The 12,533-nt window shown below is 62.7% G+C and carries 12 protein-coding genes; 1 reads left to right on the forward strand and 11 read right to left on the reverse strand.

Going from position 1 to position 12,533, the window contains the following annotated elements; translation table 11 throughout:
• The first annotated feature begins 7 nt into the window (after positions 1–7).
• Positions 8–913 (forward strand): LysR substrate-binding domain-containing protein, encoded by a 906-nt coding sequence (locus FKM97_RS00200; protein WP_246104920.1) that lies wholly within the window; start codon positions 8–10, stop codon positions 911–913.
• Here the strand turns inward: FKM97_RS00200 and FKM97_RS00205 are convergent.
• The 11 genes from FKM97_RS00205 to FKM97_RS00255 all read right to left on the reverse strand — a co-directional run bounded on the left by FKM97_RS00205 (position 910) and on the right by FKM97_RS00255 (position 12,430).
• Positions 910–1,740: an alpha/beta fold hydrolase gene (locus tag FKM97_RS00205; protein WP_170240665.1), complete on the reverse strand. Its 831-nt coding sequence runs from the start codon at positions 1,738–1,740 to the stop codon at positions 910–912. The genes FKM97_RS00200 and FKM97_RS00205 overlap by 4 nt on opposite strands.
• Positions 1,741–1,886: 146 nt before the next feature.
• Positions 1,887–2,687 (reverse strand): alpha/beta fold hydrolase, encoded by an 801-nt coding sequence (locus FKM97_RS00210; RefSeq protein WP_170240666.1) that lies wholly within the window; start codon positions 2,685–2,687, stop codon positions 1,887–1,889.
• On the reverse strand, positions 2,680–4,203 hold the full coding sequence (locus FKM97_RS00215) for an AMP-binding protein (RefSeq protein WP_143957134.1): 1,524 nt from the start codon (positions 4,201–4,203) through the stop codon (positions 2,680–2,682). Before FKM97_RS00215 ends, FKM97_RS00210 begins: the two co-directional genes overlap by 8 nt.
• Positions 4,203–5,390 (reverse strand): acyl-CoA dehydrogenase family protein, encoded by a 1,188-nt coding sequence (locus tag FKM97_RS00220; protein WP_143957135.1) that lies wholly within the window; start codon positions 5,388–5,390, stop codon positions 4,203–4,205. The genes FKM97_RS00215 and FKM97_RS00220 overlap by 1 nt, the downstream gene beginning before the upstream one ends.
• A complete protein-coding gene (locus FKM97_RS00225) occupies positions 5,387–6,670 on the reverse strand; it encodes a TRAP transporter large permease (RefSeq protein ID WP_143957136.1) in 1,284 nt (427 codons plus the stop codon). Before FKM97_RS00225 ends, FKM97_RS00220 begins: the two co-directional genes overlap by 4 nt.
• A gap of 1 nt (position 6,671) precedes the next feature.
• Positions 6,672–7,211 carry a TRAP transporter small permease subunit gene (locus FKM97_RS00230; RefSeq protein ID WP_143957137.1) on the reverse strand — a complete coding sequence of 180 codons (540 nt, stop codon included), beginning with the start codon at positions 7,209–7,211 and terminating at the stop codon, positions 6,672–6,674.
• Between the two features lie 2 nt (positions 7,212–7,213).
• Entirely contained in the window at positions 7,214–8,221 is a 1,008-nt protein-coding gene (locus tag FKM97_RS00235) for a TRAP transporter substrate-binding protein (protein ID WP_143957138.1), read from the reverse strand.
• Between the two features lie 30 nt (positions 8,222–8,251).
• Positions 8,252–8,740 carry a MaoC family dehydratase gene (locus tag FKM97_RS00240; protein WP_143957139.1) on the reverse strand — a complete coding sequence of 163 codons (489 nt, stop codon included), beginning with the start codon at positions 8,738–8,740 and terminating at the stop codon, positions 8,252–8,254.
• A 115-nt stretch (positions 8,741–8,855) separates the two neighbouring features.
• On the reverse strand, positions 8,856–9,596 hold the full coding sequence (locus FKM97_RS00245; protein WP_143957140.1) for an IclR family transcriptional regulator: 741 nt from the start codon (positions 9,594–9,596) through the stop codon (positions 8,856–8,858).
• A 247-nt stretch (positions 9,597–9,843) separates the two neighbouring features.
• Positions 9,844–10,299: a hypothetical protein gene (locus tag FKM97_RS00250; RefSeq protein ID WP_143957141.1), complete on the reverse strand. Its 456-nt coding sequence runs from the start codon at positions 10,297–10,299 to the stop codon at positions 9,844–9,846.
• Positions 10,300–10,408: 109 nt separating this feature from the next.
• Entirely contained in the window at positions 10,409–12,430 is a 2,022-nt protein-coding gene (locus FKM97_RS00255) for a sensor domain-containing diguanylate cyclase (RefSeq protein WP_143957142.1), read from the reverse strand.
• Positions 12,431–12,533: the final 103 nt, after the last annotated feature.

Raw genomic sequence — 12,533 nt, forward strand, 5'->3', positions numbered from 1 at the left:
CGTGAATATGCGCCAGTTGGAGGCCTTCAGAGCGGTGATGGAGACGGGTTCGGTGACCCGTGCCGCGACGACCCTGCACGTCTCTCAGCCTGCGGTGAGCAAGCTGCTTGCAGCTCTGGCGCGGGAATGTGGCTTCGATCTGTTTCGTCGCCGGAGTAACCGCCTCTTTCCGACGTCGGAGGCGATGGCCCTGTTTGGTGAGGTCGAACGTGTCTTCGTCGGGGTGGAAAAGGTCTCCCGCTTCGCCGGGGATATCCGCGACATGCGGTTTGGTCAATTGTCCATTGCGTCCTTCCCGGCCATCACCACCCGTTTTCTGCCCAAGATCATTGTCCGCTTTCGCGAGACCTATCCTGGCACGGCTGTCTCGCTGGTCAGTCGCAGTTCCCGGGCACTCGTTGACTGGATCGCAGCCCAGCGTGCCGATATCGGCATCGGTCTGATGACCGTTGAAGTGGCCGACATTGAGTTCCAGCCACTGGGATCCTTTGACGGTGTCTGCGTGCTTCCTCCCGGCCATCCCCTGACCGCGAAGGATGTCGTACATGTTCACGACCTGGACGGTGTCCCCTTCATCGAAATCGGCGCTGATGATCGCTCACGCGCCCGCGTCGATCGCGCCTTCGAAGGCGTGCGAATCCACCGCAACAACATCATAGAGGCCCAACAATCGGAAGCCGCCTGCGCTTTCGTCGCTGCGGGAGCGGGGGTCTCGGTGGTAGAGCCCTTCAGTGCCTCGGGATTCAGGGATGATGAAATCGTCGTGCGCCCCTTCCGCCCCCGCGTCACCTTCGATCTGTGGCTGATGCTGCCGACACTCCGCCCCCGCGCTCAGATGACGGATGTGTTTGTGAGCACGCTGCGCGAGAGTTTGGCGAGCTTCTCGGCCAGTTTCCCTCCGGGGAGAGGCTAGGCGTCCGGCTTGAGGAAGGCTGCAAGATGCGCCGCCACCGCCTCCGGTGCGTCCTCCATCAGGAAGTGGCCACCCCCCTCGATCAGTTTCAGCTCGACGCCACCGAGAATGCCCTGAAGGCGCCGCGCCTGGTCCACCGGGATCCACGTGTCATCGGTTCCCCAGATGATCAGCGCCGGCACATCCAGCGGTCCCAACTGGCTCTCGAGCCTATCCGTGTAGCGGGGATCGATCTGCGCGACCCTGTTATACCAGATGGCTTGTCCGTCGGCGCCGCTGAAGGGCTGGGTATAGGCCTGGAAGGCTTCGTCCGAGATCGGCTTGAACGTCGTTGAGCGCACCCGCGTCGCCAGGATCTGCTCGTAGATCCAGGTCGGCATCGTGCGATAGGCCTCGATATATTTCTGTGCATGCAGCGTGGCCGCCGTCACGCAGGGATTGAGCATGGCGGCGCTGACGAAGGCGATCCGCTCGTAACGGCATCCCTCGTCGTAATAGGCGATCATGCCGTAGCTGTTGGCGATGTCGTGCAGCACGATGGCCGGCCGTTCGAGCCGCCATTCCTCCAGCAGCAGTTTCAGGATGCGCGCCTGGCGGGGATCGCTCACATCCAGGCCGTCCCGCTTCTCGGAGGCCCCCTGCCCCGGAAGGTCGTAGAGATAGACGGTCCGCGTCTCCGCCAGCTTCGGCGCCACGTCGCGCCAGATGAAGGAATGGCTGGGAAATCCGTGAACCAGGACGACGGGAGGTCCGGACCCCATCACCTCATAGGCCACCTCGACCCCGTGGACCCGCGCGCGCTTCGTCATCTCCCAACGGCCAGGCATCACCAGCTCCGACATTGTTCAAGACTGAGGTCGCCAAGGTGTCGCCTTGGAGGGGTCTTTGCAAGCCCCTCCATGCAGGCATCAGCGCTTTTGATCAATCGCGTTCGGCAGGTGTCTCGGGGCCTGCTCCGCGACGACGAGGGGCGTCAGGACTCGTCGAGACTGTCGAGAAAGGCGAGCAGATGACGGGCCTCTTCCACCCCATGCGAGAAAGGGAGGCCGTGGCGCACACCGGGAACAACGCGCAATCGCGTGTTCTTCGCCAGTTCCTTCAGCTCCACTCCATGGGCCACCGGGACGAACGGGCTGGAGTCCGGAAGAGTGACGGAGACTGGCATTTCGAGGCTTTTGAGCGCCTCGGTCAGATCCGATTGCGCCAGTACCCCGCCGAGTCCCATCGCCACATGCGGCCTCGTCCTTGCCTGCTCCTCCTGGAACCATGTGAGCGCCCTTGCCTCCCCCGCACCGTCCGCGAAACGGTTCTCCATCATCCGGCGGCTCCAGCCTTCTGCACCGCCCTCCGCGAACTGCGTCCGCCAATAGGCCAGCTCTCCCAGGCCTTTCCCCTTGAAGGATGCATTGGAGATCGACACCGAGGCGACCCGCTCGGGCCGCGCCACGGCCGCCGCCAGCACGATGGTGCCGCCCATGGACTCGCCCATGAGATGCACTCTCTCGACGCCCGCGCCGTCCGCCACCTCCCAGAGGTCTGCCACCATCTCGTCCATGGACCAGACATGGTCCTCCGCGGGCACGGCCGACTGGCCGAAGCCTCGCATATCGAAGCGAACGACACGGTGGCGGGCGGCGACGATCGGCACCCACTCCGCCCAGATGTCCATGTTTGTGCCGATGCCGTGGTTGAACAGCACGGGAAGAGTGTCTCTGGCCCATGGGGCGCGGCAATCGCTGACGGAAAAGTGCAGTCCGCCTTTGGTCCTAGGCATTTTCGCGTGTCCTTTCCAGGTCGACCATTCCGTCATTGTTTTCTTGCAGCTGCCGCCGCTGGATTTTTTGTGTCTCGGTCCTGGGAATGCTGGCCACGAACTGGACATAGCGGGGCAGCATGAAGTCGGCGATGCGTCCTTTGAGGAAGCTGCGGATGCTGTCCGGCGGAAACGCCCGCTTCGCCACGACCACGGCCTTGATCTCCTCGCCGAAGATGGGATCCGGCACCGCGACGACCGCAGCGTCCTCGATGTCCGGATGGTCCAGCAGCGCGGTCTCGAGTTCGAACGGGGAAATGTTCTCCCCGCCGCGCCGTATGATCTCCTTCAGCCGCCCGAGAAAATAAAGGTAGCCATCGTCGTCGAGCTGCCCGGCATCACCGGTATGGAACCAGAAATTTCGCGAGGCCTCCCAATTGGCTTTGGGATTGTCCCAATATCCCAGCAGCAGGGTGAAGGGCGCCTTCGGCCGCACCACGATCTCCCCCGGCGTCCCCGCTGCCACGGGCTTGTCCTCTTGGTCGAACACCTGCACGTCCATGTCGGGGCGGATCGTCCCGCAGGAGCCGAAGCGGTAGTTTTCCGAGCTGTTTCCGGTGACCCAGCCCCCGACCTCTGTCATGCCGTAAAGTTCGTGCGGAGTGATGCCGAACCGCTCCTGCATCGCCCGCCACACATCCGGCGGACAGCCGCCGCCCACGCAGCGCGTGATCGAGTGGTCGCTGTCCCCCTCCCGGAGGCGGCTGGTGAGCATGGCCAGCACCGTGCCCACATAGGTGAACATCGTGCACTCGAAGCGCCGCGCGTCCTCGAAGAAAGTGCTGACCGAGAACTTCGGCCGGATCACCAATGTGCAGCCGACTTCCAGCGCCGACATGACGGCATACATCTGCGGATTGGTATGGAACAGCGGCAGGAACACCATGATCCTGTCGCTCTCGACGATGTTGAGGAAGCGCGACATCCACAGCCCGCTCGCGATAAACGCCTCGTGGCAATTCAGGACGCCCTTGGGCAGCCCCGTCGTCCCCGATGTATAGATGATGCTGAGCGGGTTGGACCCCTGCCCCTCGTAAGGAGCGGCGGGCGCAAACGCCGTTGCACGGGCGAACAGATCGGCCTCGTCCTCGAAAACGATGACCGTCCGCCCCTCCAGGACCGGTTCCAGGTCCGCCCGCTTGGCCTCGAGCAGGGCGCGCTCGACGATCACCGCCTTTGCACTGCATTGCGTGACCGAATACCGCAATCCCTCTCCGACGAGCCCCGTATTGAGCGAAACCGTCACGGCCCCGAGATTGGCGAGACCGAACCAGGCCACCAGGAACGCAGGGCGGTTTCCGCAGAGCAGGGCGACATTGTCGCCCTTCCCGATCCCCTGAGCCTGCAGCAGCGAAGAGGTCCGCAGCGAGAGATCGCAGAGTTCGGCCCAGGTCAGTTCCATCTCGTCGAAGACGACGGCGACCTTCGAGCCGCGCGTTTCCGCCTGCTGCACCAGCTTCCGCGACAGCGTCGTCATTAGGTCGGCTTCTTTGCTGGTGTCAGGCCGGACAGCGGCAGGAGCATCTTGGCGATGGTGTTTTTCAGGATCTCGTTTGATCCGCCTGCAACTTCATAGGCCTTGGCATCCCGGAGATAGCGCCCGAACGGAGCATTTTCCATGATCCCGTAGGCCCCGCAGATCTGCGCGGCCTGGGTCGCGACGGCTGTGGCCACCACGGAGGCCTTCAACTTCGCTTCGCTGCTCCACCGCGACACCTGCTGCTTGGTCCCCAGCGCCTCGGTGGCGCGATAGATCAACAGCCGTGCGGCGTCGATCTCCGTCAGCATGTCGGCGAAATACCATTGGATGCCCTGGAATTCGAGGACCCGCTGGTCGAACGCCACGCGATCTCGCGCAAAGATCAGTGCTCCTTCGAACGCGGCGCGCGCGATCCCCAGGCTGATGGCCCCCGCCAAGGTGCGCGAATGGTTCAGCACCGTCGCGGCTTGCCGCACCCCCTTGCCCTCTTCGCCGATGAGATGGTCAGCCGGCAGCCTCACCTCATCGAAGACGACATTCATGTGCGGACCGTTCCGCAGCCCGAACGTTGCGGAATTCTCGCCCTCATAGATGGAGACGCCCTTGGCGTCCCGCGGCACGGCGAAGACCGAAACGCCGACATCCGTCTGGGCGAGAATGATGAAGAACTCGGCCGCCGACCCCGAGGTGATGAAATGCTTCTCACCCTGGATGACCCATTCCTCGCCATCCTTGCGCGCTTTTGTATCCAGCTTGCGGATGTCGCTGCCATGGCTCGCCTCGGTCAGCGCATAGGAGGACAGCAGCCCCTCGGCGAAGGCGGGCAGATAGCGCCGTTTGACGCTGTCGCAGCCGAAGGTCCGGAGCATCGTCTGCGCCTGGAAGATGGTGATGAGCGAAACGCCCACGGCGGCACTCGCCACCGCCACCTCCTCGCACACCGCCGCTGCATGCAGATAGGTCAATCCCTCCCCGCCGAATTCTGGCTCCAGCACCACGGTGCTGTAGCCCTGCTTCGCTAGGTCCTTCATGATCTCGACGGGATAGATGTCCTCGCGGTCGATCCGGTCGCCCTCTGGCGCGATCACGCGCGCAACATAGCTGCGGATCTTCTCCACATAGGCCTCGTCCACCAGCGCGGGCCACAGGGACGCGCTGTCGACGGGAAGGGTGCCTTGCATCATCGTCCGTAATCCATTGTTTGGGGAAGCCATGTGGCGAGATCCTGCCAATAGGCGACGGCGTACATCATCAGGATCATCATCACGACATAGGGGATGATCGCCTTGGCCATGCTCTCGAACGGGATCTTGCCGATCTGCGAGACGGTGAACAGGTTGATGCCCACCGGCGGCGTGATCTGTGCGACTTCGATTGCCAGCACCACGAAGATGCCGAAGGCCAGCGGGTGGATCCCCGCCGCCATGGCGACCGGATAAAGGATCGGGATCGTGATCAGCATCATTGAAAGCGCTTCGAGGAACATGCCGAGGATGAGGTAGAAGACCACCATCACCGTCAGCACCCCGAAGAAGCCGAGGCCCGACCCGGCGATCACCTCCGTCAGCGCCTGCGGCACCCGGGTGACCGTTAGGAAATGTGTCATCAGGGCCCCGAAGGCGACCAGCATCAGGATCATCACCGACGCATGTGTGGCCGCAAGCCCGGCCTTCACGAACTGCTGCCATCCGAGCGTCCGCGTCACGAGCCCGACCATCACCGTATAGACCACGGCGAGGGCGGCGACTTCGGTGGCCGTGGCGACGCCCGTATAGATGCCCGCGAAGATCAGGATCGGCAGCAGCAGGATCGCGCCTGCATCCAGGGTCGCCTTCAGGATGTCCTTGACGCTGGCCTGCTTGGCGTCTGGATCGCGCGGATTCATGAAGATCGTATAGACCGCCATGATCAGGGCGAGCATGACCCCCGGAATGACCCCGGCGACGAACAGCGCGCCGATCGACTGGTCGGTGAGCACCCCATAGAGCAGCAGCGCGATCGACGGTGGAATGAGGATGCCGAGCGTGCCGCCGCCGGCGATGAGCCCGCCGGATCGCGCCAGCGGGTAGCCGTTGCGCGTCAGCACCGGTATGGCCACGAGCCCGATGGTCGCCGCCGTGGCGACGCTGGAGCCGGAAATGGCCGCAAAGATCGCACAGGCGATGACCGTCGCAACGCCCAATCCGCCGCGGATTCCAGAGACGAGGGATGCCGCGAAGGCGAACAGCCTGTCGGACAGCCCCGTCTGTTGCAGCAGCGTCCCTGCGAGAATGTAGAGTGGCACGGCCAGCAGCACGAAGCTGTTGAGGGCGTTATAGGCCCCGAGCGCCGCATCCTGCAGCAGGTTCGATCCGCCGAGCAGGTAGTTGCCGAGGAGGGCGCTCACCCCCATGGCCACGAACACCGGCACGCTGCAGGCAAGACAGATGAGGAAGAAGACGATGACGCCTATGGCAATGGTCATCTTAGATCACTTCTCCCGATCCCGCTGTGTCGCGGAAGGCGCTGCCATGCATGAAGACCATGAGCAGATCACGCAAGGTTGCGAGGCAGAGAAGCACCCCGCCCACCACCAGCATCCCTTGCAGCAGCCACATCGGGACCTGCAGGATCGTGGAACTCTTGAAGTTCAGCATCCAGGAGAACGAGACCAGCGTCCACGCCCCATAGGTGAAGCCGATGGCGAAGGCGAAGCTCAGCGTAAGGGCGAACACATCCAGGACCACGCGGACCCTTGGTGGGCAGAGGTCTCGCAGGAACGTCACCCGGAAATGCCCGTCGACTCCCTGCGTCGCGCCGATCCCGATGAACGCCATGGCGATCATCAGATAGATGCTGACCTCGGCGGCCCAGAGCGTGGGAATGCCGAGGCCGCGAAGGATCACGTCATAGGTCACCGTGAAGGCCAGCAGCCAGGTGATCAGGGTGGCCAGATGGCCTCCCCAATCGCCGAGACGCTCCAAGACCCTCACCACCGGTGAGGGGGGCCTTTCCGGATCGACCATCGTTATTCCTTGGCTTCAATCAGGGCCGAGACATCCGAGCTGAGCCCGGCCAGGGTGCTCTTCAGGAGCGGGGCTGTGGCCTCCTTCCAGGCTGCGAACTCCGGCATGTCAGGCGTCAGGATGGTCACCTCCAACCCGCGATCCCGATAGGCCTTCGTGAGCTGGTCGATCTCTGCGATGATCGCCTTCCGGTTGGAGTGGCTGGCCTCGTCGACGGCCTTTTCCAGCGCCACCCGGTCTTGCTCGGGCAAGCCTTCGATCCATTGCTTGTTCGCAGCCCAGCCCATCATCGTGGTGCCGAGGAAGGATGCCGGCACGAGCACATGCTTCGACACCTCATACATGCGCTGGCTGTCGACGCCCTGGAAGCCCAGAATAGCGGCATCGACCGTCCCATATTGCATCGCTGAATAGACGTCGGCGAAGGGGATCGTCACGGGGGAACCGCCGAACGAGCGCACCGCTTCCGCCTGCCCTTCGGAGAACACGCGCACTTTCTTGCCGGCGAAGTCCTGCGGCGTCTTCAGCGGCACCTTCGACACCACTGCGGGAGGTCCGAGATCCGCCAGGCCGAGAAGTTCGCTGTTCTTCTCCTCGAACTTCGTCTTCAGCACGTCCATGAGGCCGTTCGGCTTCTCGATGATTTCATCGAGCTGCGCCATGGTGAGGCCCGTCGGCGCGTCCATGATCTTCGTGTCCGGCACGGTGCCCGACCAGCCATTGACGGTGATCCAGCCGAACTTCACCTGGCCCATGGGAATGCCCACCGGCATGTCCTTGTCCTGTGCCAGCTGGCCGCCCGGAAAATGTTGCAGCACGATCGTATTGGGCTGTTCCTTCTTCAGCGCCTCCTCCAGCGCCGGCACGAATTGACGGACGCCGATATGGTTGGCGCCGCCCCATGTCGCGAGCGGGACCGTCGTCTCTTGCGCCTGCGCCGAAAAGCTCGCCGTGACCAGCAGCATCGTCGCGGAAATGCCGGCCGCAGCCAGCCCCTTGAAGCGTCTCATTCCTTCTCCTCCAAATTTTCTGTCTTGGGATTATTTGCCGTCGAAGCGCTTGACCATGCGGGTCGCGGTATAGACGAGGACCGCCTCGCTCTTCTGGTTCACCACGGTGTTGATCGCCGTGACGATGCCGCGCCCTGGCTTCGAGGTGGGGCGGGCTTCGGTGACTTCGCACTCCACATGGATGGTGTCGCCGGCAAAGACCGGTTTGTTGACCTTCAGCTCCATGCCGAGAAATGCGAGCCCCGTATGCTGCATGACGGATTGCATGAGCAGCCCTTCGGCGAAGGAATAGACCAGCGCGCCGGGGGCAAGCCGCCCTTTGATCAGCGACTCCTTCTCGAGATAGTCGAGATTGGTGAACAGCACCTCGAGCATGCCGGTGATGCAGACGAAATTCGTGATGTCCGCTTCGGTGACGGTCCGGCCGACGGTCTTGAACCGGCGTCCGAGCGTCCATTCCTCGAAGGGAATGCCGAGCCCGACCGTCGGCAGATCTGCCGACCCCTGTGTAACCTGCATACGCTCTCCTGGACTGAATCCGGGCCGCTTTCTGCAGCCTTCTTGTTCACAATGATGAACCCAGGATACAAGCTGGTGAATTACTCCGTCAAGCCACACTTGCGGAGGGGCTCGGCTACTCCTCCTCGCCAGCCATGAATCGCTCGATCTCCGCCTGCAGCGAGGCGACGAGATCTGCAACGCGATCCTCCGTGCGATAGGCTGGACCGGCCACCATCAGACAATATTGGCGGTCCTTGAGTGGCACCGGGACGGCGATGCCGAGCAGATCTGGAGAATAGCCGTTATTGTTCAGAAACCAGCCGCGTTCCATGGAGGCGGCGATGTCCGCTTCGACGTCTTCCGCCGTCATCAAGGCCCGTGGTGCAAAACGGATGTAGTCTGATTTTCTCAAGACGGCGGCGCGCTCTTTTGCCGAGACCATCGACAGCAGGGCTCTTCCGGCCGAGGTCGCATGCAGGGGGACTCTCTGCCCGACCTGGGCGAAATAACGAATGGGTGAGCTTGACTCCACCACCTCGACGAAGACGGCGCTCATATGCGAAAGCGCCGCAAGCACGGCCGTTTCCCCGGTCTGTGCCGCAATGTTTGAGACCATGATGCGCATGTCCTCTGACAGCGGTCCATCGGCCACGATTTCGTGTGCGAGCTTGAGCAGGCGGCGTGTCGGATAATATCCGGCGCGGAATTTTGGCTCGTACAGCAGCCCGCTTTTGCTCAGCGTCTCGATGAGGTTGAAGGTGCTCGATCGCGGCCAGCCGAAATGATCCGCAATTTCAGAAAGAGTAGCGGGCCGCCGGTGCTCCGAGAAATATTCGAGGATTTGAATGGCGAATTGAACCTGTTTGACGATCATGAAGCAGGCTGGTCTCCGAAGACGGTCCGAAAGCTGTACCTTGCCCTCAGGCACCGGCGAAAGCTTTTTGGCGATGGCGGGTCACTGCGAAAGATGTTTTCGCACTGTCTCCTGAACACAGGATGGGAACCCGTTTGAGGAAATCACGTTTACTCGGCAAGCCGCGCCATGCCGGGCAGTCATGGCATCAGCTGTAATCGTCAAACACAGCTCGGAACCCCGCTTCGGCGGGGTTCTTTGATTTCGCCTATCCGGGCGACGCGCTCCAGGTGCATTTGTTCTCGCCCTGGTGTCTCCAATCCTCCCAGAAATGCTCGTCGAGATGCGGGACGATTGTGTAATACGCAGTGTGTTGGCCGGGATGCAGCACGAGAGGGACATTTGCGACTTTGAAGTCCCACGGCAGCAGCTGCATCGTATACGGAGTGAGGGGAATCGAGATGGCGCAGGTGGCGGAGACAATTACCGGCCCATCCCACTGCGTCCGCTCCACCATGATCACGAGATCACCCTTCTGCGACCGTGGCACGCGCCCGTCGAGCAGGCACACCTGAAGCTTCGCATATTGCGACGTGAAGACCGTGAACTCTGGTGTCCGGCAGGTCATCGCCGGACTTCTCGTCGTTACGCTTTTCGAGAACGCGAAGGCGCCGCCGCTCAGGCAGGAAACCGCGAGGACCACCAGTCCGAAAACTCTCCACATCGCCCATTGCTCCATACGGTGGCCCACCCTGTCCGATTCGATCGAGCAGGAAGTCGATCTTGCCATCATAGGCAATGGAAGGAAAAGCTTCCATTGGTTTGCTCGCTCCCTAGACCTCCACCGGCTGGAGCAGGGAATCATCGGACGCCGACGCGACGAGGTTTCGTCCCGCCTTCTTGGCGCGATAGAGCGCATTGTCCGCACGCTTCACCACAGCATCGATATCCGCATCCCCCGACGCGCATTCGGCGACGCCGATGCTGACAGTGACGGCGATCTGCGCCCTGTCCACGGCAATGGCGAGATCGGCGATCACTTCGCGCAGCTGTTCAGCCAGGACGCAGGCTTGCGCCAGTCCCATCGCCGGCAGCAGCAGGGCAAACTCTTCGCCGCCGAATCGCGCCATCAGGTCGCCCTGACGGATGCCCGCGCCGATCGCCTTCGCGACGGCCCTCAGCACTTCGTCTCCGGCGGGATGTCCGTAACTGTCGTTGATCGCCTTGAAGTGGTCGATGTCCAGGAGCAGGAGCGACAGCGGTTGTCGGGTCCGCCGTGCATTGCTGATTTTCTGCGCTGCCACCTGATAGAACTGCAGCCGGTTCGGGGCGCCTGTTAACATGTCGTGATGGGCGATGTGGTCGAGCGAGGCATTGGCTGCCGTGAGTGCGCGGGTCTTCTCGGCATTCACCAAGGCCAGCGAGACCGAGGTTGCGAGCGACCCGAGCAGCGCCCGTTCGAGCCGCCCGTCGCTCCTGGCTGTCCCGATGACGATTGACAGCACCCCGAGCAGCCGCTCGTTTGCCGTGAGTGGCAGGTGGATCGCTTCACCTTCCGCCCGTTGCTCGATGAACTCGCGGCCATTGCTGATGACGAAATTCACCGGATGATCCCGGTCCCGACTGAAATCCGGCATGGCATGGCCATCCGATCCGACGCGTCGGATGTCCCCCTCCTGGGATTCGAGAAGATGGATCGCGACCTCGATCGCCCCGATGATCTCCGGCAGTCTTTGCGCCAGGATCTGGTTGACCTTGGCGACATCCAGGCTGGCGCTGAGCTCCTGCCCCACGGCACCGAAGAGCTTGAGCGCCTCGTCTGACCGCTTGCGATCGGAAATGTCGTAGAAGAAGAAGGCGACGCAGGGATTGTTGTCGAATTCGATGGGGCTCGTGGACATGAGCACCCACACGACGCCGCCATCCACCCGCAGCAGCCGCGTCTCCACGTCGCGCAGTCTGTTGCCCGCCCGCGCCTCAGCCAGGGCAAGCCGAAAATGCTCGTGATCGAGGAACACGTCAGTGGGCGTGACGCCGCCCATATTGATCTCGGTCGAACGCCGTAATGCCGCCATTGGCGCATTCGCGAAGTAGCATTTCTCCGTCCGGTCGGCGACGATCATGATGGCCATCGGCGAATAGGTCAGGAGGTCGCGGACATTCCGCTCCATCCGCGCCAGAGCCCCTTCGGCCACGGCCATTTCCCTGGAGATCTGCGCGATTTCCTTCGACTCGCTGCTCGGCGCTCTGCCGACGGCGGGCCAGCTCGCGAGTCCGGGAAACGGGATGTTCCCGCAGGCGAAGCCCATGACCCGGTCATTGTCGTCGACATAGGGCAGCAGATAGCGGCACCATGTCGTCGAAACCAGCTTGGGCGCCGAGACCACCTCGCTATAATGCGGCTTGCGGTAGACGGCTGCCGCATAATAGCTGGCGGCAAAGAAGATCGAATAGGGCGCATGCTGTGCCAGGGTGCCCACCGTCGATCCCGCTTGGCTCCCGCCGGCATGGAAGGCGAGCTCCTCACCATAATGCCGGTAGTCCAGATCCGTTTGGTCCGCCCAGAAATCCAGCACCATCATGACCGCGGCTGCGTCGCCGAAATCCTCGATCCTGCACCGCGAGATATGCGGCAGCTCAGCCCCGTCGCGGTGCTCGTTCCAGACCCGGTTCATGGTGGCGAACCGCGGGTCCGGCAGGTCCAGGACCACGGGGTTCCAGCACGTCAGAGGGCGCCGGGTTGCAAAATTGCTCAGGATGTCTTCGACAGGCGTGAAATCCTCCGAAATCCACGCGGCCACGAGCCGACGCATGATCAGCCGCTGTGCCTCGGTGAACTGAGACTTGCGCGTCAATGTGAATTTTCCCAGCCTTGCCCCACTCGGACGGCTGGTGCATGCCGGCAGGCAAGTCCTGCTCTGGCCTTGTAAGCGATGAGACCTGCCCCGGTGTCGCTAG

The sequence above is a fragment of the Rhodoligotrophos appendicifer genome (assembly GCF_007474605.1).
Lineage (GTDB): Bacteria > Pseudomonadota > Alphaproteobacteria > Rhizobiales > Im1 > Rhodoligotrophos > Rhodoligotrophos appendicifer.

What these genes read in the sequence shown, in the direction of transcription:
- FKM97_RS00240 (WP_143957139.1), bottom strand. Translation starts at nt 8,740, where the DNA reads ATGCAGGTTACACAGGGGTCGGCAGATCTGCCGACGGTCGGGCTCGGC.
- FKM97_RS00225 (WP_143957136.1), bottom strand. Translation starts at nt 6,670, where the DNA reads ATGACCATTGCCATAGGCGTCATCGTCTTCTTCCTCATCTGTCTTGCC.
- FKM97_RS00215 (WP_143957134.1), bottom strand. Translation starts at nt 4,203, where the DNA reads ATGACGACGCTGTCGCGGAAGCTGGTGCAGCAGGCGGAAACGCGCGGC.
- FKM97_RS00220 (WP_143957135.1), bottom strand. Translation starts at nt 5,390, where the DNA reads ATGATGCAAGGCACCCTTCCCGTCGACAGCGCGTCCCTGTGGCCCGCG.
- FKM97_RS00205 (WP_170240665.1), bottom strand. Translation starts at nt 1,740, where the DNA reads ATGCCTGGCCGTTGGGAGATGACGAAGCGCGCGCGGGTCCACGGGGTC.
- FKM97_RS00200 (WP_246104920.1), top strand. Translation starts at nt 8, where the DNA reads ATGCGCCAGTTGGAGGCCTTCAGAGCGGTGATGGAGACGGGTTCGGTG.
- FKM97_RS00245 (WP_143957140.1), bottom strand. Translation starts at nt 9,596, where the DNA reads ATGATCGTCAAACAGGTTCAATTCGCCATTCAAATCCTCGAATATTTC.
- FKM97_RS00210 (WP_170240666.1), bottom strand. Translation starts at nt 2,687, where the DNA reads ATGCCTAGGACCAAAGGCGGACTGCACTTTTCCGTCAGCGATTGCCGC.
- FKM97_RS00230 (WP_143957137.1), bottom strand. Translation starts at nt 7,211, where the DNA reads ATGGTCGATCCGGAAAGGCCCCCCTCACCGGTGGTGAGGGTCTTGGAG.
- FKM97_RS00235 (WP_143957138.1), bottom strand. Translation starts at nt 8,221, where the DNA reads ATGAGACGCTTCAAGGGGCTGGCTGCGGCCGGCATTTCCGCGACGATG.
- FKM97_RS00250 (WP_143957141.1), bottom strand. Translation starts at nt 10,299, where the DNA reads ATGTGGAGAGTTTTCGGACTGGTGGTCCTCGCGGTTTCCTGCCTGAGC.